21 protein-coding genes and 1 tRNA gene are annotated in these 24,947 nt (G+C 67.9%); 9 read left to right on the forward strand and 13 right to left on the reverse strand.

Annotation, left to right across the window (positions count from 1 at the left end; genetic code table 11):
• Positions 1-267: 267 nt before the first annotated feature.
• Entirely contained in the window at positions 268-3,498 is a 3,231-nt protein-coding gene (locus FW784_RS03820) for an EAL domain-containing protein (RefSeq protein ID WP_187770663.1), read from the reverse strand.
• 177 nt (positions 3,499-3,675) lie between these two features.
• A complete protein-coding gene (locus FW784_RS03825; protein WP_149352041.1) occupies positions 3,676-6,369 on the reverse strand; it encodes a putative bifunctional diguanylate cyclase/phosphodiesterase in 2,694 nt (897 codons plus the stop codon).
• A 204-nt stretch (positions 6,370-6,573) separates the two neighbouring features.
• Here FW784_RS03825 and FW784_RS03830 point away from each other — a divergent pair, with 204 nt between their 5' ends.
• On the forward strand, positions 6,574-6,783 hold the full coding sequence (locus FW784_RS03830; protein WP_149352042.1) for a hypothetical protein: 210 nt from the start codon (positions 6,574-6,576) through the stop codon (positions 6,781-6,783).
• On the opposite strand, the gene FW784_RS03835 is transcribed toward FW784_RS03830, so the two are convergent.
• The 6 genes from FW784_RS03835 to FW784_RS03860 all read right to left on the reverse strand — a co-directional run bounded on the left by FW784_RS03835 (position 6,750) and on the right by FW784_RS03860 (position 13,281).
• Complete coding sequence (locus FW784_RS03835; RefSeq protein ID WP_149352043.1) at positions 6,750-7,328, reverse strand: methyltransferase family protein; 579 nt, start codon at positions 7,326-7,328, stop codon at positions 6,750-6,752. The genes FW784_RS03830 and FW784_RS03835 overlap by 34 nt on opposite strands.
• A 365-nt stretch (positions 7,329-7,693) precedes the next feature.
• Complete coding sequence (locus FW784_RS03840) at positions 7,694-8,491, reverse strand: EAL domain-containing protein (RefSeq protein ID WP_149352044.1); 798 nt, start codon at positions 8,489-8,491, stop codon at positions 7,694-7,696.
• 199 nt (positions 8,492-8,690) lie between these two features.
• Positions 8,691-10,394 (reverse strand): sensor domain-containing diguanylate cyclase, encoded by a 1,704-nt coding sequence (locus FW784_RS03845; protein ID WP_149352045.1) that lies wholly within the window; start codon positions 10,392-10,394, stop codon positions 8,691-8,693.
• A gap of 205 nt (positions 10,395-10,599) precedes the next feature.
• Entirely contained in the window at positions 10,600-11,322 is a 723-nt protein-coding gene (locus tag FW784_RS03850) for a LytR/AlgR family response regulator transcription factor (protein WP_149352046.1), read from the reverse strand.
• Positions 11,319-12,359 (reverse strand): sensor histidine kinase, encoded by a 1,041-nt coding sequence (locus FW784_RS03855; RefSeq protein ID WP_235893564.1) that lies wholly within the window; start codon positions 12,357-12,359, stop codon positions 11,319-11,321. The genes FW784_RS03850 and FW784_RS03855 overlap by 4 nt, the downstream gene beginning before the upstream one ends.
• 4 nt (positions 12,360-12,363) lie before the next feature.
• A complete protein-coding gene (locus tag FW784_RS03860) occupies positions 12,364-13,281 on the reverse strand; it encodes an alpha/beta fold hydrolase (RefSeq protein ID WP_149352048.1) in 918 nt (305 codons plus the stop codon).
• Positions 13,282-13,736: 455 nt separating this feature from the next.
• Here FW784_RS03860 and FW784_RS03865 point away from each other — a divergent pair, with 455 nt between their 5' ends.
• The 7 genes from FW784_RS03865 to FW784_RS03895 are packed head-to-tail and all read left to right on the forward strand — an operon-like array spanning position 13,737 to position 20,971.
• Entirely contained in the window at positions 13,737-15,542 is a 1,806-nt protein-coding gene (locus tag FW784_RS03865; RefSeq protein WP_149352060.1) for a PQQ-dependent dehydrogenase, methanol/ethanol family, read from the forward strand.
• Positions 15,539-16,132: a c-type cytochrome gene (locus tag FW784_RS03870; RefSeq protein WP_149352049.1), complete on the forward strand. Its 594-nt coding sequence runs from the start codon at positions 15,539-15,541 to the stop codon at positions 16,130-16,132. The genes FW784_RS03865 and FW784_RS03870 overlap by 4 nt, the downstream gene beginning before the upstream one ends.
• Positions 16,129-17,130 (forward strand): cytochrome c oxidase subunit II, encoded by a 1,002-nt coding sequence (coxB, locus tag FW784_RS03875; RefSeq protein ID WP_187770664.1) that lies wholly within the window; start codon positions 16,129-16,131, stop codon positions 17,128-17,130. The genes FW784_RS03870 and coxB overlap by 4 nt, the downstream gene beginning before the upstream one ends.
• The gene (ctaD, locus tag FW784_RS03880; protein WP_149352051.1) at positions 17,127-19,091 is read left to right on the forward strand and encodes a cytochrome c oxidase subunit I; all 1,965 of its coding nucleotides are present in this window, start codon (positions 17,127-17,129) and stop codon (positions 19,089-19,091) included. Before coxB ends, ctaD begins: the two co-directional genes overlap by 4 nt.
• Positions 19,084-19,680, forward strand: a complete 597-nt coding sequence (locus FW784_RS03885; protein ID WP_149352052.1) for a cytochrome c oxidase subunit 3 — start codon at positions 19,084-19,086, stop codon at positions 19,678-19,680. The genes ctaD and FW784_RS03885 overlap by 8 nt, the downstream gene beginning before the upstream one ends.
• Positions 19,677-20,102: a hypothetical protein gene (locus FW784_RS03890; RefSeq protein ID WP_149352053.1), complete on the forward strand. Its 426-nt coding sequence runs from the start codon at positions 19,677-19,679 to the stop codon at positions 20,100-20,102. Before FW784_RS03885 ends, FW784_RS03890 begins: the two co-directional genes overlap by 4 nt.
• Positions 20,075-20,971, forward strand: a complete 897-nt coding sequence (locus tag FW784_RS03895; RefSeq protein WP_149352054.1) for a cytochrome c oxidase assembly protein — start codon at positions 20,075-20,077, stop codon at positions 20,969-20,971. The genes FW784_RS03890 and FW784_RS03895 overlap by 28 nt, the downstream gene beginning before the upstream one ends.
• Before the next feature lie 424 nt (positions 20,972-21,395).
• Here the strand turns inward: FW784_RS03895 and FW784_RS03900 are convergent, their stop codons facing one another.
• From FW784_RS03900 to FW784_RS03910, 3 genes are all read right to left on the reverse strand, one after another.
• Entirely contained in the window at positions 21,396-21,620 is a 225-nt protein-coding gene (locus FW784_RS03900; protein ID WP_149352055.1) for a hypothetical protein, read from the reverse strand.
• A 32-nt stretch (positions 21,621-21,652) separates the two neighbouring features.
• Positions 21,653-22,249, reverse strand: coding sequence for an ImmA/IrrE family metallo-endopeptidase (locus tag FW784_RS03905; protein WP_187770665.1), 597 nt, complete (start codon positions 22,247-22,249; stop codon positions 21,653-21,655).
• 91 nt (positions 22,250-22,340) lie between these two features.
• A complete protein-coding gene (locus tag FW784_RS03910) occupies positions 22,341-22,544 on the reverse strand; it encodes a hypothetical protein (RefSeq protein WP_149352057.1) in 204 nt (67 codons plus the stop codon).
• Between the two features lie 414 nt (positions 22,545-22,958).
• Here FW784_RS03910 and FW784_RS03915 point away from each other — a divergent pair, with 414 nt between their 5' ends.
• On the forward strand, positions 22,959-24,017 hold the full coding sequence (locus FW784_RS03915; protein ID WP_149352058.1) for a site-specific integrase: 1,059 nt from the start codon (positions 22,959-22,961) through the stop codon (positions 24,015-24,017).
• A 62-nt stretch (positions 24,018-24,079) separates the two neighbouring features.
• Here FW784_RS03915 and FW784_RS03920 read toward each other — a convergent pair.
• Together FW784_RS03920 and FW784_RS03925 are read right to left on the reverse strand one after the other, a co-directional pair.
• A tRNA-Thr gene (locus tag FW784_RS03920) sits at positions 24,080-24,155 on the reverse strand.
• Positions 24,146-24,799: a hypothetical protein gene (locus FW784_RS03925; protein WP_149352059.1), complete on the reverse strand. Its 654-nt coding sequence runs from the start codon at positions 24,797-24,799 to the stop codon at positions 24,146-24,148. The genes FW784_RS03920 and FW784_RS03925 overlap by 10 nt, the downstream gene beginning before the upstream one ends.
• Positions 24,800-24,947 lie beyond the last annotated feature (148 nt).

Here is a 24,947-nt window from a genome sequence, read left to right on the forward strand (position 1 = left end):
CCCGACGCTCTTCCGTTCTCCGAGGCGCGCACCGCGGTGGCCGGCGCCGACGTCGGTGGGGGCGCCGATCAGGGTGACGGGGAAAGGGGACTTGGCCATGGCGAACTCCACGCCCGGACGCCGCGAAATCCGATCACAGCAGGCCCGGCCGGTGTCGCATTGTATCGGCGCGACCCGCGGGCGCCGGTTTGGCGAATCGGGAGCCGGGCGCGACCGCCGTCGCCGATGAGCGACCCCGCACCCGCATGCGCCGGCCAGACGTGCTGCTCAGGCGACTGCGTCGCGCAGCAACTGCTCCATCGCCGACGCCGGCAGCGGCCGGCCGAGCAGGTAACCCTGCATCTCGTTGCAGCCCAGCATCAGCAGCGCCTGCGCCTGCGCCTCGGTCTCCACGCCCTCGCCGATCACCCGGTACTCCAGCGCCCGTCCCATAGCGACGATCGCTTCCACGACGGCCTTCTGTCCGGCGTCCCCGGGCAGCCCGTGCACGAAGGAGCGGTCGATCTTGATCGCGTCGAATCGATGCCGCGTGAGGTAGCCGAGGCTGGAATAGCCGGTACCGAAGTCGTCGACCGAGACGCGCACGCCGAGCGCGCGGATGCCGCGGATGAGCTGGTCGGCGCGATCGCCCTGCGTGAGCATCTGGCTCTCGGTGAGTTCCACCTCGAGCAGTTCGGCCGGCATGCCACTGCTCCCGAGCGCTTGGGCGAGACCGCTGACGATGCGCGCCGGGTCGAAGCGCGCGAGCGAGAGGTTCACCGCGACCGGCAGCGCGGGCAGCCCCGCGTCGATCCAGGCGCGGTTCTGGCGGCAGGCCTCGCGCAGCACCCAGTCGTCGATGGCGACGACGAGACCGGTTTCCTCGGCCACCGGGATGAAATCGAGCGGTGTCACCACGTGCCCATCGGGATGCCGCCAGCGCACGAGCGCTTCCATGCCCGACAACTGCCGCTCCGGCAGCAGCATCTTGGGCTGGTAGACGAGGAACAGCTGCCCCTCGGCGATCGCGGTGCGCAGTTCGCTCTCCAGCCGCAGGCGCTGGTCCGCGCGCTCGCTCATCACCGCGGTGAAATAGCTGTAGCGCCCGCGGCCGGACTGCTTGGCGTGATAGAGCGCGGTATCGGCCTGCTTGGTCAGCATGCGCATGTCCTGCCCGTCTTCCGGGAACAGCGCGATGCCGATGGTGGCGGACACGTGCAGCGTGCGTCCCTCGAGTTCGATCGGCGCTTCGATCGCCGCGATCAATTTCTCGGCAATGCGCGCCGCATCGCTCGGGTCGGTCAGGCGCGTGAGCAGCAGCACGAACTCGTCGCCGCCCTGCCGGCTCACGGTGTCATCCGGCCGCACGCCCTCGACGAGCCGGCGCGAGATCTCCTGCAGCACGCGGTCGCCCACCGGGTGGCCGAGCGAATCGTTGATCGTCTTGAAGAAGTCCAGGTCGAGGAACATCACGGCACCGTGTGCGCCGTGCTCGACCTGGTGGATGGCCTGCGAAAGGCGGTCCTGCAACAACACCCGATTGGGTAATCCGGTCAGGTAGTCGTGCTGCGCGAGGTGCGACATGCGCTCGGCCATCGCGCGCATCTCGCTCACGTCGCGCAGCACGGTCACGCCGCCGACGATGCGGCCTTCGCCATCGGTGATCGGCGAATGCGCGTATTCGACGTGCAGGTCCTGGCCTTCGTGGCCCTGCAGCAGCGCGGCGCCACTGCGGGGCAGGTTGTTCGCGGCGAGTCCGTCGGCCTGACGCAGCCGAACGACACGCGAAAGCGGCTGGCCGAGCGCATCGGCCCGCGCAAGCCCCGTCATCGCCTCGGCGATCGGATTCACCGACGTCACGCGCTGCGCCGTGTCGCAGGTCACCACGGCGTCGCCGATCGAGTCGAGCGTCACCTGGGCGCGTTCGCGTTCCTCCTGCAGCGCGCGCTCCGTGCGGCGCCGCGCCGAGACATCGCGGATCGCAGCCACCAGCTGCACCTTCTCGCCGGCGCGCAGTTCACTCAGTACCACCTCGACCGGGAACCGCATGCCGCTGCCCTGCACGCCGGTGAACTCCAGCACGTCGCCGTGGGCGCGCACGGCGCGGGCCGCAAGATGCACGAGCAATGCGTCCGCGTCGAGCCGGTCGAAACCCTCGACGAAGCGCGCGACGGGCGCATCGATGAGCGTGGCGCGCGAGCAGTCGAACATGCGTTCGGCCTGGCGGTTGGCGAGCAGGATGCAACGCGTGCCGGGATCGAGCAGCAGCATCGCGTCCGGCGCCGATTCGAGCAGGTGCTGGAAGCGGCGCTCGGCGTCGTGACGCCAGGTGACGTCGTGCGCCATCAGCACGAAACCGCCCGACTGCGGCATCGGCTCGTAGAACACGTCGAGGCGCTGGTCGTGCAACTGGAATTCGAAGCGCTGCGGCTCGCCCGCGAGCGCGCGTTCCATGTGCGGGCGCAGGCGATCGGCGGCTTCATGGCCGAGCGCGTCGGCGGGCGTGCGCCCGATCAGCGAATCGGGCGTCTTGCCGAGCCACATCAGGTATTTGAGATTCGCGAAGCGATAGCGCAGATCGGGCCCGAACTCGGCCACGTAGGCGGGAAGGTTGTCGGCGATCACCTGCAAGCGCTCGCCCGCCTGCAACGAGTGCGCGCGCTCGCGGTCGCGATCGCCGGTGACCACGGCGACCAGTAGCGGGCCGACGGTCGCCAGGCACGCCTGGAACCACGCATGGTTCACCGGCGCGTCGGCAGACCCGCCCGGAAACCCCAGCACGCCCCGTTGCTGCAGGATCGCGATCACCAGCACGCTCGCGATCGCCAGCGCGTTGCAGGTCGCGGTGGCGAGAACACCGCCCTGCGTCGCAACCACGAGCAAAGGCAGCGTCAGCACGGCGTACGGATGGTGAAGCTGGGCGCGGGTCACGCATGCCACCGCGACCACCGCAACCGCGCACGCCATGAATTCCATGCCACGCCGGCCGTGCAGCATGTCGCGCCGCGCCGCGGCCGTGTACGCCCAGGCGGCCGGCAGCACCACGAACATGCCGAATGCATCGGCCACGAACCAGCGCGCGAACTGCTCGCCCCACTGGAAGCCGACGCCAGACAGGGTGGCGTCGAATGCGGCGGCGATCGCCGGCGCCATCGCGACCGACGCGCCGAAGCCCGTCAGCAGGCGGCGGCCGTCGGGCATGCCGGGTCCACGCAACTTCAAACGATCCAGGAGCGCGCCGATCAGCGCGACTTCGATCGCATTCGAAACCGCCGACAGCAGCACGGCGCGAAGGCCCACGCCTGGTATCAGGCCCATCAGCAACGTGCCGAGGAAGGCGATCGCCGCGAGGCCGATGATCGACGCCGACGGCCGGCGGATCGCGTAGGCGATCAGCAATGCGTTCGCGATCCAGACGGCGACGGTGCCGCCACTGAGCCGGACCAGCGCGACGGTAAGCAACCCGGCAACCGCATACCCAAGCGACGCAGCCGCGATGCGCGGCAGCCCCCTGCTCATCGATGGCTCGCCAACGTGCATGGCGGGCGTCACTTGCGCCATTCCATCCCCGAAGATTGCGTCCCTACCGAGCGCACACTACATCAGCAGCGGCGCTCGCAGGGCGCCCGGTCGGTGCCACCCTGCCGGTCCGTGGCGCGCTTCACCGGCGTGCGCGCTTCGCGGCGCGTGGCATCACTAGTCCAGCAACTGCGCCAACTGCTCGCCGGGAATCGGGCGCGCCAGCAGGTAGCCCTGGTAGAAGTCGCAGCCGAGCGCGGCGATGCTCTCCAGTTCGGCTGCCGTTTCCACGCCCTCGGCGACCGTCGAGATGCCAAGGTCGCGCGACATGTTGATGATCGTGCGCACGATCGCCGCGTCGCGGACGTTCCTGCTCAGACCACGGATGAACGAGCCGTCGATCTTGATCGAGTCGATCGGGAAGTTCTTGAGGTAAGCGAGGCTCGAGTAACCCGTGCCGAAGTCGTCCAGCGCGATGCGGAACCCCATTTCCTTGAGCTGCAGCAGCTGGCGCTCGGACTGCTCCACGCGTTCCATCAGCACCGACTCGGTGATCTCCAGCTGCACCATCCCCGGCGAGACGCCCTGTTCGGCGGCGATCGCGAGGATGCGCTGGCAGATGTCAGGCTCACGCAGCTGCCGTGCCGACAGGTTGACCGACATCAGCAGCGAACGACCCTCGCGATGCCAGCTCGCGGCCTCCGCGAACGCGAGGGTCATCATGCGCTCGCTCAACGGCACGATCAGGCCGCTCTCCTCGGCCGCCGGAATAAATACGGCCGGGGTGATCATCTCGCCGGTCGACGAGCGCCACCGCAGCAACGACTCGGCGCCGACGATGCGCCGCTCCCGCACGGACGCGATCGGCTGGAACAGCGTGAAGAATTCGTCGCGTTCCAGCCCGCGCGACATGCGGCCGCGCAGTGAAAGCATCGACGCCGGAGCCGCGCGCAGCTGCGGAACAAACCGCGAGATGCCGTTGCGACCGCGGCGCTTGACCTCGTACATCGCGAGGTCGGCGCAGCTGATCAGCTCGTCCGCGCCGGCCGCGTCGGCAGGCGTCATCGCAACGCCGATGCTGGCGGTAAGGAACACTTCCATCGAATGCACGAAGAACGGCAGCGCCACGGAGACTGCAACGCGCTGCGCGACTGCGTCGGCTTCTTCGGCCGAATGATCCGGAAGCACGATCGCGAACTCGTCGCCACCGAGGCGCGCGATCAGGCCCGCGCTGCCCACCACGTCGGTCAGCCGTGCCGACACTTCCTGCAGCACCACGTCGCCAGCTTCATGCGTGAGCGAATCATTGACCGTCTTGAAATGGTCGAGATCGATGAAGACGAGCGCGGCCGGCCTCGTATCGCGGCCCGCGATTTCGCACACCTGCAGCAGGTAGTCCCGGAAGCGTCGGCGGTTCGGCAAACCCGTGAGCGGGTCCTGCGCGGCCAGCTGCAGCAACTCGTCCTCCAGCGCCTTGCGCTCGGTGATATCCAGCGAGCTGCCGACCATGCCGACGAACTTGCCGCACTCGTCGTAACGCGGCAGGCCCTGGTGCGCCATCCAGCGGTACTGGCCGTCGGCGCGCCTGAAGCGGTACGTCACGTCGAGTGGCGCGAGCGTCTCGGCCGCCACGCGACGTGCCTCGGCGGCAACGGAAACGTCGTCCGGATGCAACCCTGCCATCCAGCCCTCGCCAAGCGAGTCCTCGACCGTGCGGCCGGTGAAATCGAGCCAGCGCTTGCTCACGAAGGCGCAATTGCCGTCCGCGTCGGTCATCCACACCAGCGACGGCACGACGCCGGTCACCGCGTCGAACCGACGCAGGCCTTCGCGTCGCTCCATCTCGATCGCACTGATCCGCCGCACCGCGCGCACCACGGCGCCGCAGATGCTTTCGTGGAAATTCCTGGACGCGCCGTTGAAGGGGCGCCCGGCGCTCTGGGCAAACACCAGATACGCGTCCGGCGTCGAGTAGTCGACGTAGCACAGCGGCTCGACGGCGATGCTGTCGACCACCGTGTCGGCAGGCGCGTCGAGCAACGACGCGTTGACCTGCGCTGGCAGGGGCAGTTGGCGTGCAGCCGGCACTCGTGCATCCAGCGCCCGCGCGAGCTTCGAGCGACTCGTCGTCGAGACCAGCTCGCGGACCAGCGGCGCATGTGGCGACAACCCGCAGGCCTGGACCAGGCGGAACAGCTTCTGCGCTTCGTCGCGCTCGTACCAGAGCACGAACGGCAGGTCGCCGCGATTGCCGTCCACGAGGCGCTCTACGGCCTCACGCACCTCGGCGATTCCCGTTGCCGCGGCCAGCCGTTCGTTGAGCTCGTGCAGGCCCCGCTCGCGGCGCTCGGTGATCACCGCTGCCGTGGTCTCCCAGCATACCGAGGTCACGCCGCAGACCTCGCCCGTCAGCGACTTGAGGGGGCTATACGAAAAGCTGAAGAACGACTCCCTCAACACGCGGTCGCGCAACATCATCAGGCGCGCGTTTTCCATCGCCACCGGCTTGCCGCTGAGACGGACCCGGTCGAACAGCGGCTCGATGAAGTCCCAGATCTCGGCGAAGCTTTCGCCGACGCTGCGGCCGAGCGCCGCCGGATGCTTGCCGGCGGTCAGAACGGGTGCGTAGGCGTCGTTATAAAACTGCAGCAGCCGGTCACCCCAGGCGATGTGCATCGCCGTGCCGGAGTTGAGCACGCCGCTGATCGCGGACTTGAGCGCCACGGGCCAATGCTCGGCCGGCCCCAACTCGCTTTGCGACCAGTCGCGACCGCGCATGAGTTCGCCCATTCGGCCACCGCCCTGCATGAAGGCGACTAGATCAGTCCGGTCGGCCGAATCGGGCCCGGCTACCACCTGGTGATCTTCCATGCCGCTGCACCCCACCGGCGCTGTTCATGCGTTTGAATGGCTAGACCTGCGTGTCGTCGCGGCGAACCAGCATTAGCCGCCTCGGGAACGGATCCGTCAAGCTACGTTGCTTCACCCGTCCGTGACGCGTGCCAGCGGAATTCGTTACTGCACCGCGCGAGCTGGCGCAGAACGGCAGACGTGAGCCATCGGCAGCGATTGGTGATGACCACCAACCTGGGCTGCCCGGCTGCTGTCACGCTGCGCTGCGGACAGCTGCAGCGACAAACGCATCAGCTGCACGCAGAGACGAACGCCCGTGCACGCGCGTTGAAGTCGGAGCGGCAGCGCGCGGCCGACGAGCATTGCACTTCGATCCCGCGTTACGACGCACGCGCACGTCAGAACACGGCGGGTATCAACGCCTTGGTGTGATCGCGATACGTCTGGTAGGCCGGGCCGAAGTGCTGTCCCAACCACTTCTCTTCCAGGCGCAGCTTTCGCCAGAACGAGACGAAGACGATCGCGACCGCGAGCAGGCCGCGCCAGTCGCCGACCATCACGGCGTTGCCGAGGAACAGCAACAGGAAACCGGTATAGATCGGATGGCGGATCAACCGGTACGGGCCGCCCTGGATCAGCTCGTGGTCGTGCTTGAGCTGGACGGTCGCGCTCCAGTTGCGACCGAGCAGCACGCGCGAATAGATGCACAGCACGGCGCCGCCGACCGCGAGTGCGAGCCCCACCGCGTAAACCAGCGTCGTGTGCGGCACGAACTGCTCGCGCAACAGCGAGTGACCGAACCACGGCCCGGGACCCAGCAGCAGCGCCGCCGCGAGCAGTGGCAGCCAGTAGAACGCCATGCGCGCGATCAACGGCTCCTGCGTCGCGACGCCCTTGGCCGACCGTGCGGACCACACCCAGAAGCCAAGCACGACGAGCCAGGTCAAGCGCAGGCCGTTTTCGAATAACGGTGTCATTTCCGCCCCTTGGTTACCTGATGGGTGAAGTCGGTGGCGCTGCCCGCTGCCGCGCTGCGTCGCACGTTGGAAGCGTTACGCGCGGCAGGCATCCGGTACGCGTTCGACATGGGTTCGTCTGCGCCGGCCTCGGAGCGCGTCCCCTCGCCCTGCACACGCCGACGCCTGGAGACACGATACATGGGTCGCAGGGCGGCCCGCTTGCGCGGACTTACAGCCGGCGGGCGACTCGCGACGGTAGTCACGCATGCTCAAAAATCGCGCGCCGAGGAGCGCCGTCAAACCTCCGGACGCCCAAGCGCTGCTGGATCGGGTGAGCCGGTGCGAGACCGGCTGACGTCCCTGGGGTGAAGCCGGCGGCTCGCTCAGGCGGCGGATTCGATCGCGTCCCACAGCGACGCCGGAACGGTCGGCAGCGATTCGATCTCGGGGCGCGCGAACAGATAGCCCTGGAACAGCCCGACACCCATGCTGCGAAGCTGATGGTATTCACCCGCGGTCTCGACGCCTTCAGCCAGTACGCGGCAGCCGAGCGCGGCGCACGTCGACAGGATCCCGCCGGTGATGGCCTGGCGCACGCGGTCCTGATCGATACCGCGGATCAGCCCCATGTCGAGCTTGACCACGTCCGGCTGGAACTCGGCAAGCAGCGACAGCCCGGCGTAACCGCTGCCGAAGTCGTCGATGGCGGTCAGGAAGCCGCGGTGCTGGTAGTCGCGGATGATGTTCACCACGTGCGCCGTATTGCGGATCTTCTCGGTTTCGGTGACTTCGAAGATCAGCTTGCTGCTGTCGAAGCCGCACCGCTTCGCCGCCTCGAGCGTGAGGCGAATGCAGGTTGCCGGGTTATAGACGGCATTCGGGATGAAGTTGATCGACAGGCGCTGCTGCATGCCGAGGCGCGCAGCCGTGTCGATGGCCTTGACCCGGCACGTCTGGTCGAAGCGATACATCTGGTTTTCGCGCACACGCCCGATTACGGCACCGGCGCCTTCGCCATCGGCACCGCGAACCAGCGCCTCGTACGCATAGATCTCCCGCGTGCCGGCATCGAGGATCGGCTGGAACGCCATGCGCACTTCGAAGTCGAGAACGTTTTCATCGGAGCAGGTCGCGCACGGGCTAGGCTCGTGAATTTCACCGAAAAATGAGCGCAGATACATCAAGGAGTCTCTAGTCGGGGCGATCCGCGACCGGGCGGCCGGATGCGGGAATCTTGCAGTGGGGCGCGTGTTTGCGCCGATCACAGGGCGATACGCGTCGAACGTGACGACAGCGGATCGCATCGGTGTCTGGTTTGCGGGGCGCGACGCCCGCCGTCGACGACGTAGTGATCGCGCTGAGCACGCCAAGGTTGCGTCGCTAGACCAACGCGTCCGCGCGGGGATGCGCACCCACGTCGTCGCGATGGCTGTTCACGCGCGCGCTTCCCGACGCAATCAGCGCCTGCGCGCCCTGGCGTGCATCGCGCGCCAACCCGGCCAGGTTATGTCCGGCCTGCGGCCGCAGTACGGCCCAACCGTTGCGGCCGTTCTGCTTGACCCAGTAAAGCGAGGCGTCGGCCAACTCGACCAGGTTCTCCCACGAAAGCGCGGACTCGCCTGCTTCGAATGCCTGTTCGGCGAAGCCCACCGAGCAGCTGATGGAGATGACGCTGCCGTCGGAGAGCACGAACGGATGCGTGGCGATCGTGCGGCAGATGCGCTCGCCGAGCGTGGCGACGTGTTCGGCGGGCATGGGGCGTAGCACCAGCAGGAACTCTTCCCCGCCCCAACGGACCGCGTAATCGCTGGAGCGGATCAAGCCCGTCAGCAGGCCAGCAAATTGTTGCAGGACTTCGTCGCCGGCCTTGTGCCCGCGCGTGTCGTTGATCGCCTTGAAATGGTCGATGTCGACCAGCGCGAAGAACAGCGCGTGCGGCGGCGTGTGCGCGTTGCCGGCCTCCCGCCCGTAGAAGGCCAGGTCAAGCGGAAGCTGGCGCGCGACGTAACGACGATTACGCAGGCCGGTGAGCGCATCGGTCTGGCTCGCATGCTCGAGCTGGCGGTTGGCTTCGTCGAGCTGCTGCGTGCGCTCGGTCACCAGGCGCTCGAGTTCGGCTTGCTGCTGCAGCGCCGATTCGGCCATCTGCCGCAGGGCCCGCCGCGCCGCGACGCGCTGGTCGTTGATCGAACCGGCGAGAAGCAACGGCACGGTCGCGAACAGGTTGAGGAATCCGAGGAGCAGGAGAACGTCGAGCAGGCTTTGCGGCGGCTGGAACGCCGCCAACCCGAGCCCGAGCAGCGTGGCGATCACGAACACCGAGACCATGGCGCCCGCTGCGGTCCACAACGGCTGGAAGCGAAGGGCACTCCACAGAAGCAGCGCGAGCGGAACGGCGACCATGCCCAGCGCGTAACCGCTGTTCTGCAGGCCGACCCAGTAGACGAACCCATAGGCCGCGGCAAACGCGGCAGCCCATGCGGTTTTCTCGACACCGCGGGCGTAGTGCTCGGTGGGCGGTGCATCGGCATGCGCGCTGCGGCCCTGCGTGAGCAGCAGCAACGTCGGCGCGATGCAGGCGATGCCCAGCAGGTCGCCGAGCGCCCACTTCGCGTACGCGCCGGGCAGTGCCGAGGGCGGCACCATGTCGGCGACATACAACCCGACCGCGCCGACGCCCGCGGACACCGCCGCCATCGCAACCGCGCCGCCGGTGATCACGAACGCGCCGATCGCGGTGTCGGCTCCCTGCACCCGGCCGGCACGCACGACATAGGCGCCGGCAAGGGATCCCAGCAGGTTGCTCATCACCGAAAAGGGAACGAAGGCGACGGGCACCTGCGCGAAGGTGGCGTGGCTGATCAGCACCGCGATCGAGGTGATTGCCGCCCAGCCCAGGCCGCGGCTGACGACCAGGGCGAACGCGATGCCGGCGGCCGGCCAGAACAGCGTGATCTGTGACGGCCCGACCACGAACACGTCGGCGTACCAGATGCCGAGCACGTAGAGCAGCGTCCACGCCATCGCCTCTGCGGCGATGGCCGGACGCGGAGCCGGGGTTCTCCGAAGCACCTTCACGTTCATGCGTCGACCTTAGGGAGCCCCTCGGACCCGTGCAACGACCGTACCGGGAAAACGACCAGCCCGTGACGGCGGTGCGATGCGTTCTGTGATGAGCATCCGGCTCTGGCGTTCGCGCGCAGGATGCGAAGGTGAGCGCGACGCGGGCGGGCTTTCCTTCGTGTCGGCGGGAACGTGCCCGACGTCCGGCGACCGCCGCCGCGCGTGGCTAAAGGGCCAGGCGCTCGCGCAGCTCCCGCGCCTGCCGTCGCGAGACTTCGACTTCCGCGCCGTCCTTCATGGTGAGCGTATAGCCGTCGCCGACCGATAGGTCGATGCCCTGCACCAGCCGCAGGTTCACCAGCGTGTTGCGGTTCGCGCGGAAGAACAGCGCAGGATCGAGCCGCGATTCGAGCGTGGCCAGGCTGCGGCCGAGCATTGCGCGCTGGTCGCGGAAATGCACCGTCGCGTAGTTGCCATCGACCTCGATGCGACTCACGTGGCCAAGCTGCACGAACCAGCAGCGATCACCGTCCCGCAGGAAGACCTGGTCGTCGGCCCGCAGCGTTCCGCGCGAATCGGGACGCGAGGACGCGCGCAGGTCGCGCGCCTTGCCGAGCGCAGCGGCAAGGCGATCGCCCTGCACCGGTTTGAGCAGGTAGTCGAGCGCGTTGGCCTCGAAGCCGCGAACGGCGTACTGGTCGTAGGCAGTGGTGAATATCACCTGCGGCGCGGGATCGAGGCCGTCGAGCACGTCGAACCCGGTGCCGGACGGCATCTGGATGTCGAGCAACACCACGTCCGGCGACAGCCGGCCGATGGCCTCGCGCGCCGCGGGAACGTCGTCGGCTTCGCCGACACATTCGACGCCGCCGACTTCGCCAAGCAACGTGCGCATTTCCTGGCGCGCAAGGCGGCTGTCGTCGACGATCAGGATTCGTAACGGCGTCATCGCGGGATCTCCAGGTGGGCGTGCACGCCGTCGCCGCGCTCTTCCAGGCTGAAGCGGCCGCCGCAGTCGCGCAAGCGGTTGCGCAGGAACGCAAGGCCGACGCCGGTGCCGGACGTCGACGCGTCGAGCCGGCCGGGGTTCACCACGTCGATCGTCAACGCGTCGCCCGCGCGTCCGGCCCGCACCGATAGCAACCCGCCACCCGCGGTGCGGGCGATGCCGTGCTTGATCGCATTCTCAACCAGCAGCTGCAGCGCCATCGGTGGCAGGCGTGCGTCGAGCACGGCGGGGTCCACGTCCATGTGCGTGCGCAGGCGCTGCTCGTAATGCACTGCTTCGACGGCGAGGTAGTCGTCGACGACAGCCAGCTCTTCGCGCAGCGTGGTCCATTCGCGCTGGCTGTGCTCGAGCGCATGGCGCAGGGTGGCGGATAGTCGCGTCACCAGTTCGCGCGCGCGATCGGGGTCCTCCAGGATCAGCGCGCGCACGTTGTTGAGTGCATTGAAGACGAAGTGCGGGTTCAGGCGCGCGCGCAGCGCCTCGAGTTCCAGCCTGCCGCGTTCGGACTCGGCGCGAAGCGCGATGATCTCGCTGTCGCGCGCGCGCCGAAGGGCGCGACGCCCCACCCACGCGGCGGTCCATACGCCCAGGACCACGCAGGTATTGATCCAGTAGCCGGTTACCGGACCCCAGCCGTAGGGCGTGCCACCGCCGGGCAGCGCGACCCAGCGCAGGCGTAGCGCCGGCACCAGGATCGCGGCGATGCCCGCCTGCGTGATCGCCCCGACGATGGCGATGCCGGCGACCAGGCGCAGCGTGAGCGCGCGGCCGCCGAGCCCGAACCAGCCCCGGCGGATCGCCAGCATGCGCAGCACGCCGCTGCCGATCCACAGGAAGAAGCCGAGCGCCGCGCTGATCAGGACGAGGCCCGACGACGCGCCGCCGAACGCCCCGCCCAGCCCGATCGAAACGCCGACATACAGCGTCCAGACAAGGGCGTTTGCGATCCAGAAACGACGGGCGCTCGAGCGTTCCATCAGCTCACTTCGCCTGCGGATGCGAAGCGAGGAAGTCGCGGATGTTCGTCTGCAGCCAGGTCGGGTCGTCCCACATCAGGAAATGGTAGCCGGCCTCGCTCATCTCGATACGCACCCCATCCAGGCCGGCGTACTGGCTCCGAAAGATGTTCGCGGTCGATTCCTTGGTCGAGCCGTACGGCTTGTAGGCCGCCCAGCTGCCGAGCACCAGCGTCGGCGACTTGATGCCGGCAAGTTGCGGGCGAAGGTCGGTGGTCATCAGTTCGTACATGGCCTCCGACGTCGTGTTGCGGTCGCTGCTGTGGCCCCATTGCTTCAGCGTTTCGACGCGTGCCGGATCGTGCGCCATGTTCGCGACCGACGCTTCCGCACCCTTGAGGTAGGTCGCCTCGTCGGATGCGCGCATCTGCGTGCGCATGCCATCGGCCATCGGGCGCGTGCTCTCCACGGTCGCCGCCGGATTGCCCGCGGCGGGGAAGAACGGCAGCGAGTCGACGATCACCAGCGGGCCCACCGCGTCGGGGGCCGCGATCGCCATTTCCAGCGCGAGGTCGCCGCCAAGGCTGTGGCCGATCACGACCGGGTGCCTGAGGTGGCGCGCCTTCGCGTACGCGAGCAGGCGGTCACGCATCGCATCGAGGAACGCGGCCTGCCCGGTCGCCGAGGCCGCAACACCCGCGAAACCAGGCAGGTTCACGATGTGGCACTGCACATGATCCTTCTGCAGTGCGGCGCAGGTGTCGCGCCACGTGTCCGCACCGCTGTTGAGCCCTGGGATCATGAGAACCGGGCGGCCCTTGCCAACGACGTCGATCGTCAGGTCCTGGAAATGTTCGGTGGCCGAAGCGTGGCCGGCGGCGGCGAGACAGGCAACGGCGAGCAGCGAAAGCGTGCGGCGGCGGGCGGGTGCGAAAGCGTTCATGGCGGTCTCCTCGGAAAGTGGGGCGATCTTCGAGGCGGGCCGGACGGCTTTGGTGCGGAAAATGACGAGCGGCCGCGTTGCTCCACGGACGGCGATGGGCCGGGACGGCTCCCTTGCCGCGCCTCCCGGTGGGCGCGAACGCCGTTGCCATGCGGTTGCGCGCGGATGATCAAGACGTCGCCACCCGAACGTGGCGGACAAGGGCCATCAATTGCCCAACCCGAGCGCTGTTCCGTAGTGGTTTTCGAGCGCGACAAATGCGCTTTCGTCTGCGCGCGTCCGGCAAAGACAACGCATGCGATACGCGCCCGCGTTACAGCCGCTCAATCTGAATCGCTCACACTCCGACCACGCAAAGGCCCCTACGTTCCCTCGTAGTTCATGCGTGAGGGGCCTTTTGCATGATGTCCAGGGCGGTCGGGTGGCGGGGGGCGCGCCTTGCGGCCGTCATGGTTATGGCAAGCGTGGTGGGCCTCGATGGCTGCGACCGTAACGCGCAGACCGCTTCCGCAGTGCGGACCCCAGCAGCGACGCGCGCATCCGCGGCGCCGGCCACCGACCGGGGTCACGCGGCCTCTCCCGACTCGACGCCTCCGGGTGAATGGCATTTGCCGGGCCGCGACCTCGCCGGCACGCACTACAGCCCACTCGCGCAGATCAACGCCAGCAATGTCGGCCGACTGAAAGTCGCGTGGAGCTTTTCCGACGGCGCGCTGTACGGCCACGAAGGTGCCCCGCTGGTGGCGGGCGACACGATGTACACGGTGTCGCCGTTCCCGGACAAGGCGTACGCGCTCGACCTGAGCCAGCCCGGCGCGCACGTGAAGTGGTCGTTCGACCCGAAGACGTCGCCGATGGCGATCGGCAAAGCCTGCTGCGACCCGGTACTGCGCGGCTGGTCCTACGCGGACGGCAAGATCGTCTACAACCTGCTCGACGCGCACGTGGTCGCAGTCGACGCGAAGACCGGCAAGGAACTCTGGCGCACGCGCATGGCCGACGTGGCCAAGGGCGTCACGATGACGATGCCGGCGTTCGTCGCCAACGGCAAGGTGTTCGTCGGCAATTCCGGCGGCGAACTCGGCGTGTCCGGCTGGGTCGCGGCGCTCGACCTGCAGACCGGCAAGGAGCTGTGGCGCGCGTATTCGGTGGGCACCGACGAACTCGTCAAAATCGGTCCGCGCTTCAAGCCCTTCTACCCGCAATACCGCGGAAAGGACCTGGGCGTGCACACCTGGCCGGCCGGCATGGCGATGCAGGGCGCGGGCGCGGTGTGGGGGTTCATTTCCTATGACCCGTCGACCAACCTCATCTACTACGGCACGTCGAACCCGGGGCCGCGCGTCCCCGCGCAGCGCCCCGGCGAGAACCTGTGGTCGTCCGCCGTGTTCGCGCGCGATGCCGATACCGGCGAAGCCGTGTGGGCCTACCAGTTCACGCCGCATGACCAGTGGGACTACGACGGCGTCAACGAGATGGTGCTGCTCGACCTGCCCATCGGCGGGCGCATGCGCAAGACACTCGTGCACTTCGATCGCAACACGTACGCCTACGTGCTCGACCGCGAGACCGGCGAAGTACTGAAGGCCGACACGTTCGCCTACCAGAACTGGTCGACCGGGTTCGACTACCGCACCGGTCGCCCGATCGTCGACCCGAAAATGCAGCCCAAGCCCGAGCAGAAGCTCGAGCGCGTGTGCCCGCCCGATATCGGCCAGAAGGACTGGCAGCCGCCGGCGTTCTCGCCGCGCACGGGGCTGATGTACGTGGGCATCTTCAACATCTGCATGGACCTGACCGACCACAAGGTCAGCTACATCGCGGGCACGCCGTACGACGGCATGGAGATGAAGCGCTACTCGGCCGACGGCAAGGACGGCGACTGGGGCGCGTTCATCGCCTGGGATCCGGTGGCCGGCAAGCGCGTGTGGTCGATCCCGGAGAAATTCATGGTGATGTCCGGCGCGCTGGCCACTGCGGGCGACATCGTCTTCTACGGCACGACGGATGGCTGGTTCCGCGCCGTCGATGCACGCAACGGCAAGGTGCTGTGGCAGCAGAAGCTGTCGTCCGGGATCGTGGGCCAGCCCATGAGCTATCTCGGGCCCGACGGCCGCCAGTACATCGCGATCGCCAGCGGTGTCGGCGGCGCGGCCGGCGTGCAGTCCGATCGCGAAGGCTATCCGCCTCGCGGGTCGACGCTCTACGTATTTTCCATCGACGGTGCGGACGTCTCGACGCCGAAGGCAGCGCAGCCATGAAGACCGGAGCCGCGGTGCTCGGCATGCTCGCGTCCGCGGCCATCGGCGCCGCCGCGGCAGGCTGGATCACGTCGACGCGCAACGCGCCCCTCGCGGGCGGCGCTGTCGGACCCGTGCCGATGCCAATGGCGTCCCCGCCTGCGCCGGTCGGGATTCCGCTGGGTGACGTCGCGGGCGGGCGCGCGGATGGCTCGTTGCTCGGCATGGAGAACCCGCTGGGCGAAGGCCCCGCGGTGGTCGCCGACGGCAAGCGCCTGTTCCGCCAGATGAACTGCGCCTACTGCCACGGCATGGAAGCGAAGGGCGCGATGGGGCCCGACCTTACCGACCTCGGCTGGCGCTACGGCGGCGCGCCGGCGCAGATCTACGACTCCATCGCAGCGGGGCGCCCCAAGGGGATGCCCGCCTGGGGCCGCGCGTTGTCGCCGGAACTGATATGGGAAATGACCGCCTACGTGCATTCGCTGGGTGGCGGCATCCCGCCGCAGCAGGCGGTCGCGGCCATGCACGGCGACTACCGCGGCGAGACGTCGGAGAACGGCACGTCGAAGGCACCGAGCCGGGGCGGCGAGGCGAGCGCCGACCAATGAGGCGCCGACCCGGCCCGGTCGCCCTGCTGATGCTTGCGTGCGCCGGGTGCGCGCGCGAATCGACGCCGATGGACTACATGCACGGCGCCGCCGGGCCCGCGCAGATGCCGATCCAGGCGCTGGCGCAGGGCTTCACGGCGATCTGCACTGCGGTGGTCGCGATCATCGCCGTCCTGCTCATCGTGTCGGTGCGGCGTGGCATCCGCGAGCAACGCAACGACGGCGACGCGGTGACGCCAGGTCGCAACGGCATGCCGTGGATCTACTGGGGCGTCGGGCTTTCGGTGCCGGTGCTGCTGGCGATGACGGTGTGGTCGCTGCTCGCGACGCGTGCCGTGGCCACGCCACCCGCCGCGCCGGCGGTCGACGTCGAGGTGATCGGCCACCAGTGGTGGTGGGAACTCCGCTACCACGGCGATCGCGCATCGGACATCGTCACCACCGCGAACGAACTCGTTGTTCCGGTCGGCCAGCCGGTGCGCCTGCGCATGACCTCGGCCGACGTCATCCATGATTTCTGGGTGCCGAAGCTGGGACCGAAAATGGACCTGGTGCCGGGCCAGTGGAACAACTCGTGGTTCCAGGCCGATCGCGCCGGCGTCTACGTCGGCCAGTGCGCGGAATACTGCGGGGTGGAACACGGGAAGATGGGTATCCGCGTGCGTGCCCTGCCGAAGGCGCAGTTCGACACGTGGCTGGCGCTTGAGCGGCAGCCGGCGTTGCCGTCGATCAATCGCGGCGCGCAGGTTTTCGGGCAGGCCTGCGCGGCGTGCCACACCGTGCGTGGTACGGGCGCCGGCGGCATCGTCGGCCCCGACCTCACGCACGTCGCCGGACGGCTGACGCTCGCGGCCGGCATGCTGCCGAACACGCCGACCGCACGCATGACGTGGGTCGCGCACACGCAACAGGTGAAGCCGGGCGCGCAGATGCCCGAGGTGCCATTGGCCGACGTGGATCGCGCCGCCGTCGTCGACTACCTGGGGACCCTGCGATGAGTGCTGTACCGGTGACTGCGGTCGATCCCCGCGAGCCGGCATCGGCCAGCCCGCCCGAGCTCGCGACGCGGCTGGAGGCGTTGTGGGGCGAAGGAGAAGGCCTGCGCGCGTGGTTCGCCACGGTCGATCACAAGGCCATCGGCCTGCGTTACATCGTCACCGCGTTCGTGTTCCTGCTGCTCGGGGGCGTCGAGGCGTTGGTGATGCGCATCCAGCTGGCCTCGCCGGAAGCGCGCGTGCTCAATCCCGAGCAGTACAGCCAGCTGTTCTCGATGCACGGCGTCACCATGATCTTCCTGTACGCGCTGCCGGTGCTGTCGGGGTTCTCGAACTATCTGTGGCCGCTGCTGCTCGGCAGCCGCGACATGGCGTTTCCGCGGCTCAACGCACTGAGCTACTGGCTGTTCCTCGCGGCCGGCCTGTTCCTGTACATGAGCTTCTTCATCGGCGCCGCGCCGAACGATGGCTGGTTCAGTTACGTGCCGCAGAGCCTCAAGCCGTATTCGCCGGGACCGAACCTCGACGTCTACGCGCTCGGCCTGATCTTCCTCGGCCTGTCCACCACCGTCGGCTCGGCGAACTTCGTGGTCACGTTGCTGCGCATGCGCGCGCCCGGCATGTCGGTGAACCGGTTGCCGATCCTGGTGTGGGGCACGATCACCGCGTCGGTCGCCAACCTGCTCGCGGTGCCAGCGGTGAGCCTGGCGTGCCTGATGCTGTGGCTCGACCGCCACCACGGCACGCATTTCTTCGACATCGGCGGCGGCGGGCAGCCGCTGCTGTGGCAGCACCTGTTCTGGATGTTCGGCCACCCGTGGGTCTACGCGCTCGTGCTGCCGGCCATGGGCCTGGTGTCCGACGCGCTGCCCGTGCATTGCCGGCGACCGCTGGTGGGTTACACGCCGGTGGCGATGTCGACGGTGGCAACAATGGTGATCGGCTTCGGCGTGTGGCTGCACCACATGTTCGCCACCGGCGTGCCGCCGCTCGCGCTGAGTTTCTTTTCCGCGGCCAGCTTCGTCATCGCGATTCCCAGCGCGATCGGCGTGTTCGCCTGGATCGCGACGATCTACACCGGCCGCGCGCGGCTTACGACGCCGTTCCTGTTCTTCGTCGGCTTCGTGCTGCTGTTCGTGATCGGCGGCGTGTCCGGCGTGATGACGGCAAGCCTGGCGCTGGACTGGCAGCTCACCGATACGTACTTCATCGTCGCGCACCTGCATTACGTGCTGCTGGGCATCAACGTGTTCCCGGTGATCGGCGCGATCTACCACTGGTTCCCCAAGTTCACCGGCCGGATGATGGACGAGCGGCTCGGACGTTGGACCTTCGGCGTGATGTTCATCGGCTTCAACCTCGCGTTCCTGCCGATGCACTGGCTTGGGCTTGCAGGGATGCCGCGACGCGTATGGACGTATTCGCACGGCCTGGGCTTCGGCGCCGCCAATCTCGTCGTCAGCATCGGCGCCTTCCTGTTCGCGGCCGGCGTGCTGATGTTCCTCATCGGCGTCGTGCACGGCGCGCTGCGCGGTCGCATTGCCGGGCCGAATCCGTGGGACGCGCCCACGCTCGAGTGGTCGACCGCGTCGCCGCCGCCGGTCTACAACTTCGCCGTCCTGCCGCTCGTGGCCTCCCGGCATCCTCTATGGGAAGCGCGCATCGACGAGGATCCGGAGGGCGATCGCAGCCTGCTGACCACGGGATTCGCACTCGACGACGGCAAGGAGACGCTGGGCGTCACGCCGCTTGACGCGCAACCGGACGTGATCCTGAAGATGCCGGGGCCGACGCTGCTGCCCGCGCTGCTGTCCGTCGCGTTGTTCGCGCTGTTCGTCGGCCTGCTGTGCAGCTGGCGTTGGCTGGACGCGCTGGCGGGGCTGGCCGCGGCAGCAGTGCTGGTCGCATGGTTCAGCCCGCACGCGACCGTGCGCGACGAGGAACGGGTACGCATCTATGAGTGAAGTCCGCACCCTCGACGACACGCTCCCCGTACAGGGCCAGGGTCGCACCGGCACCGCGTGGTGGGGCCTGATGTGCGTCATCGGCACCGAAGGCATCCTGTTCGCTTACCTGATCTTTTCGTACGGCTACCTGGCGAGCCAGAACGTGCGCTGGCTGCACGACGGCCCGCGATCGCTGCGGCTGGCCCTCCCGGCCACAGTGCTGCTGGTCGGCTCGAGCATCGTGCTCGAATGGGCCAAGCGCGTGGGCAACCGTGGCCGCACCGGGGCCGCGCGTCTGGGCGTGGTGCTTGCGGTCCTGATGGGCGCGGCCTTCATGCTGCTCGAACTGCGCGAGTGGAAGGAACAGCCCTTCGCGTTCGACACCGACAGCTACAGCTCGATCTATTTCCTGCTGACGGGCACGCACCTCGCGCACGTCGCCGTCGGGCTGCTCGGCCTGCTGATGATGCTGGCGTGGAGCTTCGGGGGCCGGCTGCGAACGGAGCACAGCCAGTACCGCGCGCTGACGACGCTGTACTGGCACTTCGTCGACGCCGTGTGGCTGTTCGTGTTCGCCACCATCTACCTGAGCCCGAGGCTCGCATGAGCACACTCGACCGCATCACGTCGGCAGTGGAACATCCCGCACCCTCGCGCGAGGGCGTGTCGCCGTGGACGCTGCTCGCGGCCATCGCACTCGCGCCGCTGGCGTTCACGACGCAGGTGTCGCTCAGTTACGGCATCGCAAGCACGAGTTGCACTGCCGGCGGCGCGCCGCACGTGGCGCTGTTGGCTGTAAACCTGATGGCGCTGGCGGCGACGGTCGTCGGCAGCGTGCTGGCGTGGCGCAGCTGGCAACGCCTGCGCGGCGAGAAAGCCAAAGATTCGCCGAGCCAGGGCGAAGGGCGCACGCGCTTCATCGCGCTGTGTGCGGTGGTCGGCAACGCGATCATCGGCTCAGCCGTGGTGTTCGATCTGCTCGCCAGCCTGTTGCTTGCCGGATGCCCCGGGTTGCCGCCCGTGCACTGAGCGCGGCGCTGCCCGCGCTCGCGGTCGGCGTCGCCTCCGCGCATGGCGCGGACGTCGGCGGTGGCGGGTGGTCGGTCGATCCGTACATCGCCCCGGCGATGCTGGTTTCCCTTCTCCTGCAGTGCATCGGCCTCGCGCGCATGGGCGCCGCGGCGCGCTCGCGCATTGCGCCGCCGCGCCGCGCGCTCGCCTATGCGCTTGCGCAGGCGACGCTGGTGATCGCGCTGTTCTCGCCGCTCGACGCGCGCGCCGACGACAGCTTCGCCTGGCACATGGCGCAACACCTCCTGTTGATGCTGGTGGCGGCGCCGCTGTTCGCGATGTCCAACATGCATCACGTGGCGATGTTCGCACTGCCGATGACCGGGCGCCGCGGCATCGGACGCATCACCGGCGCACTGCCGGGCGGACGACGCGGCGGCACCAGTCGCGCCGCGCCTTGGCTCGCCGCGCTCGCGTTCACCGTCGGGCTGTGGGCGTGGCATGCGCCTGCGCTGTACGAGGCGGCGCTCGAGCATCGCGCCGTGCATACGGCGGAGCACCTGGTATTCCTGGTGACATCCGGATTCTTCTGGCGCACGGTTGCCACCAGCGGTGATCGCCGCCTGTCACCCGCGGCGGCCATCGTGCTGGTCAGCCTCGTCGGATTGCAGGGCGGCCTGATGGCGGCGTTGATCACCCTGGCGCCGCGCCCGCTCTACGCGCACTACGCCGCGACGGCGGGCGTGGGCGACCAGCAGATCGCCGGGCTGCTGATGTGGGTGCCCGCGAGCTTCATCTACCTGGCCAGCACGGTGCTCGCGTTGCGCCGCATGATGAGTACGACGTCGCGCCCCGACGTAACGACGGTCCGCCGCGCATTCAGGTGACTGCAGCAAACGCTTTGGTGCAGCGGCTGCGTCCGGGCGCCGCCACGAATATCGTGTTCCGCTGCTGCAGGCGAGGTCGCGCTGGCGCGCGGGACCGTCCGCCTTGCGCGAGGCGAGGCGCATGTCGGAATGCGACCGCACGACCGGCGGCCGCGCAAGGTTGACCGTCGTGGAGCTACGTCGCTGGTCGTCAATCGCGGCACGCGTCGTCGACGCACCCGGAAATACGATGCGCGCGCGCGCCGCGAGTCGTTGACTTCGATGGTGCCGGCTGAGGGAATCGAACCCACGACCTACTGATTACAAATCAGGCACACGATCCTAGCAGGGCGTGGCTTTGAAGGCCCTGCAATTTAGGGAGCGCGACTGCGTAAGTGTCTGACGTAGCAAGGCGACACCCCCGCGTTTTAGGGAGGCCTGAGGCTTAGTGCAGCGTCGTCTGCGACCACGCATATTGGCGCGCCCAGGGGCGCAGCTCGAGCACGGCGTCCTGCCATGTGGCGTGTAACGTCGGCTCGTCCTGCTCCATCGACTGCAACTCCCACCAGCCGTCATCTAAGCGAACCGCGACGGCGATGAGCTGCTCCCGAAACTGGCAGGTCATCGCCTTATCGGTGCGCTTGTAGACGAGCTCGGGATGTGGATGCATGGCGCCATTGTCGCCAGCGCCGTCTCGCAGATTTAGACGCCCGTACGTTCCAGCATCGGCATGACCTGCCGGAAGAACGCAATGCTGTCGTCGTTGAACACCGTGTCGATCAGTCGCCGCGGGATGGAATACTGCTCGGCCAGCTGCTCTGCATCGATGCGGCCATCAGCGGCCGCCATGATGGCTTCGCGCGCGGAGTACGGGAAGATGAATTCCAGCGCGCCGATCACCGCAAGCTCCTCGGCAGCCGCCGCCCGGGTCGGAACCGCCAAGTCGTCCTGCGCGTCCAGTGTCGAAGCGACGTGCTCGAAGAGATTGATGTTTCGGCACTCCTCCCGGTCGAGCAGCGCGTGGAAGATTTCCTTGCAGACGACAAAGCGCTCCTCTTCAGCCGTTAGGCCGGAGAGGATGCCGATATCAAATGAGCCGTCCTGATTCGCGAAGCAGACAGCCTCCACGTTGCGCGCACTTACATCGAGGTCGAGCTGGTAGAGGTTGATCTTCTTGCCGGCGATCTGGGTCGCGACCCACACGAGGTCATCTGTGGTTCTCGGCCGACCGTTGGCCTGGAGAACGTACTGGTCGTACGTCGCTGAGTACTCAGCAGCGATCTCCAGGGTGAACAGCAAGTCGTCGAGCGTAAATCGCATAAGACCCCACAAAGAAAAGGACACCCCGAGGGGTGCCCTTTTGTTGTCAGAAATGATCAGTTATTCAAAATCAAATAGCGCCTTGCACAGAATCGCCAACGCCAGCATACGGCTTATAGCGCTTCTCGAGCATAGCCTCGACCACGTCAGCAACGTCGTTCGCGACATTGGTCAGAGAAGCGTGCGGCTGCTTATTGAAGAAGAACTTCACGTCGACGACGCCACGCTCACGAAGCGTGGCCTGCATGGCCTGCAATCGTTGTTTAGCGTTCATGTCGGTCACCCACCCTAGGAATTAATACAAACCAGACTTACGTACACGCAATCCAGCCGCCCATTTTAGTCCATCAACCGGTGCTTGTGAAGAGGTTGTCGGCAGCGGTTGTCAAGACTTGACTTGGCAGAAGCACCCTACAACACGGATCCGGTGCCCAACCGTGAAGATGGTGCCGGAATAACACTTTCCAGCCCTTTCAAGCACTTGCCGTCGGAATGGGTTCAGTTCGGACGTGCGCTTGACGCAGCGTAGCCGAGCTATTGATCGCGGGAATAGGCCGTAAGTTGACACAATTCAGGGGCGCAGACGGGCATACGGTCGCTGCTCGCCTAACTCATTGATTCTCATATGTCAAAAAGTGACGTTCTACGGCTGCGCTGAGATGGCGAGCGAAATTTTCCGATAAACGGCATGCCGGTCAGGTTGGCCGAGCACCCCGCGCGGCTATCGGACCTCCACGCGATCGCGGAGACCCGCGCCGGCAGCGCGGCACGCGGCACGCTGAATTACCTCGCGGGCGAGTTCTTCAAGAGCACGAAGTTCGCGGAGCTGGCGGAGCGCACGCAGCAGGACTACCGCGCGTGCGCCGCCATTCTCGCGGCCTATCCAACCAAGCTCGGCCTCACGTTCGGCGAGCTGCAGATCGCGCGCATGACGGTACCGCTGATTCAGCGGCTCGTGGAGGACATGGCGAAGGGCAAGCCGGAGAGCCGCCCGGGCGCCGGTGACGCGCGCCCCGCGACACCATCGAAAGCGAACCACGTATTGCGCTTCCTGCGCCGCCTGTTCGCGTGGGGCATCCGCTTCGGCTTGTGCACGACGAATCCCGCGCGCGGCGTCGAGGAAGCGAAAGAGCGTCAGCGGCGCGTGCTGCCCGGGCGCCCCGCGTTCTCACGGATTCTTGCCTTCGCGCGCGAGCGCGGCGCGCTGCCGCCCGGCGCGACCGGAAGCCTGCCGGCATATCTCGCGCCCGTGATGGAGCTGACCTACCGCTGCCGGCTGCGCGGCAAGGAAGCGCTGCTATTGACCGACGCCAGCGAGCAGGCGGACGGCATCTACTGTCGACGCACGAAGGGCAGCCTCGACAACGTCGCGCGCTGGGATCCGCGCCTGCGTGCCGTGTGGGATGAAGCGGCGGCGATTCGTCGTGCGGCGTTCGAAGCCGCGCGGCGGCCGTTCCCGCTGCGCCCCGAAGACCGCTACCTGTTCGTGTCGCGCCGCGGCGATCGCCTCACGAAGTCGGGATTCGACACCGCGTGGCAGCGCATGATCGCGGCCGCGCTCGAGGCCGGCGTCATTACGCCTGCTGAGCGTTTCAGCCTGCACGGATTGAAGCGCCGCGGCGTCACCGACACGCCTGGCACGAAAGCCGACAAGCGCGATGCGAGCGGCCACGCCACCGAAGCCGCGTTCCAGCTCTACGACTTCGACGTGCCGGTCGTACCGGCGGCAAGCTCGCCGGAAATTTAGGGAGAATTTTAGGGAGCGACGTCGGCGGGACTGCCGGTAACGCTCTAAACGGTTGATTCCGCTGGTGCCGGCTGAGGGAATCGAACCCACGACCTACTGATTACAAATCAGTTGCTCTACCAACTGAGCTAAGCCGGCGCGGGAATAGTGTAGCGCCCGTCGCGCCGCACGCCGGCGCAGTCGAGCGGCGCGCCGGTCAGGCCGAGCGCGGCGGAGGCGGGCGAGAAGGCGGGCTTGGCGGCGACATCGAGCCATTGCACGACATGCGCGCCGACGGGCTCGGCACTGGCGGCGAATCCCGCGGCTGCGAGTGCACCGGCACGCTCGCGCGCCGCAGATTCGCTGTGGTATCGGCCGAGCGCGATGGCGTTGGCATCCGCGCCGGCATCGGGCATCACCAGGAAGTCGCTGAATCCGGCGGCGCCGATTCGCGCCGCGGTCGCGGTGGCAGTCGCGCGATCCGGCTGTGGCAGGACCACGCGCCAGGCGCGCGGGACGCCGACCGGCTGCTCGGCGGTCGCCGTCCATTCGACCTGCGAGGCGATGGCACGACGCGCGACATCGAACGCAGCGGGACTGCTGAACGGGCCGAAGCGGTAGCAGCGCAGGTCGCGCGGCGCAGCGACGGGGGCTGCGCGCTCGGCGGTAACCAGCTGCAGCGCCGGAACGTCCGCGGAAAGCCCGGGCGTCGAAGTCGGCGCGACATCCGCATGCAGCGCCCACCACGCGGCGACGCCCACGTTGAGCACGAGCAGCAGGACCAGCAGCGCACGCATCAGCATCCGCGGATTCTAGCCAGCGCGCAGGCCGCGACGTGATGGCGACGCGTGATCGACGTCATGCGCTCGCCCAGCGTGCCAGGCCGTCGAGCACCAGCGACGGGTGCCATCGCGCGTCTTCGAGGCGCGCGAGCAAGGGCGCGGCGCCGCC

The sequence above is a fragment of the Cognatilysobacter lacus genome, from assembly GCF_008274655.1.
Lineage (GTDB): Bacteria > Pseudomonadota > Gammaproteobacteria > Xanthomonadales > Xanthomonadaceae > Cognatilysobacter > Cognatilysobacter lacus.

Excerpts from the sequence above, each read along its gene's own strand:
- FW784_RS03820 (WP_187770663.1), bottom strand. The coding sequence starts at position 3,498 with ATGAGCAGGGGGCTGCCGCGCATCGCGGCTGCGTCGCTTGGGTATGCG.
- FW784_RS03825 (WP_149352041.1), bottom strand. The coding sequence starts at position 6,369 with ATGGAAGATCACCAGGTGGTAGCCGGGCCCGATTCGGCCGACCGGACT.
- FW784_RS03830 (WP_149352042.1), top strand. The coding sequence starts at position 6,574 with ATGACCACCAACCTGGGCTGCCCGGCTGCTGTCACGCTGCGCTGCGGA.
- FW784_RS03835 (WP_149352043.1), bottom strand. The coding sequence starts at position 7,328 with ATGACACCGTTATTCGAAAACGGCCTGCGCTTGACCTGGCTCGTCGTG.
- FW784_RS03840 (WP_149352044.1), bottom strand. The coding sequence starts at position 8,491 with ATGTATCTGCGCTCATTTTTCGGTGAAATTCACGAGCCTAGCCCGTGC.
- FW784_RS03845 (WP_149352045.1), bottom strand. The coding sequence starts at position 10,394 with ATGAACGTGAAGGTGCTTCGGAGAACCCCGGCTCCGCGTCCGGCCATC.
- FW784_RS03850 (WP_149352046.1), bottom strand. The coding sequence starts at position 11,322 with ATGACGCCGTTACGAATCCTGATCGTCGACGACAGCCGCCTTGCGCGC.
- FW784_RS03855 (WP_235893564.1), bottom strand. The coding sequence starts at position 12,359 with ATGGAACGCTCGAGCGCCCGTCGTTTCTGGATCGCAAACGCCCTTGTC.
- FW784_RS03860 (WP_149352048.1), bottom strand. The coding sequence starts at position 13,281 with ATGAACGCTTTCGCACCCGCCCGCCGCCGCACGCTTTCGCTGCTCGCC.
- FW784_RS03865 (WP_149352060.1), top strand. The coding sequence starts at position 13,737 with ATGGCAAGCGTGGTGGGCCTCGATGGCTGCGACCGTAACGCGCAGACC.
- FW784_RS03870 (WP_149352049.1), top strand. The coding sequence starts at position 15,539 with ATGAAGACCGGAGCCGCGGTGCTCGGCATGCTCGCGTCCGCGGCCATC.
- coxB (WP_187770664.1), top strand. The coding sequence starts at position 16,129 with ATGAGGCGCCGACCCGGCCCGGTCGCCCTGCTGATGCTTGCGTGCGCC.
- ctaD (WP_149352051.1), top strand. The coding sequence starts at position 17,127 with ATGAGTGCTGTACCGGTGACTGCGGTCGATCCCCGCGAGCCGGCATCG.
- FW784_RS03885 (WP_149352052.1), top strand. The coding sequence starts at position 19,084 with ATGAGTGAAGTCCGCACCCTCGACGACACGCTCCCCGTACAGGGCCAG.
- FW784_RS03890 (WP_149352053.1), top strand. The coding sequence starts at position 19,677 with ATGAGCACACTCGACCGCATCACGTCGGCAGTGGAACATCCCGCACCC.
- FW784_RS03895 (WP_149352054.1), top strand. The coding sequence starts at position 20,075 with ATGCCCCGGGTTGCCGCCCGTGCACTGAGCGCGGCGCTGCCCGCGCTC.
- FW784_RS03900 (WP_149352055.1), bottom strand. The coding sequence starts at position 21,620 with ATGCATCCACATCCCGAGCTCGTCTACAAGCGCACCGATAAGGCGATG.
- FW784_RS03910 (WP_149352057.1), bottom strand. The coding sequence starts at position 22,544 with ATGAACGCTAAACAACGATTGCAGGCCATGCAGGCCACGCTTCGTGAG.
- FW784_RS03915 (WP_149352058.1), top strand. The coding sequence starts at position 22,959 with ATGCCGGTCAGGTTGGCCGAGCACCCCGCGCGGCTATCGGACCTCCAC.
- FW784_RS03925 (WP_149352059.1), bottom strand. The coding sequence starts at position 24,799 with ATGCTGATGCGTGCGCTGCTGGTCCTGCTGCTCGTGCTCAACGTGGGC.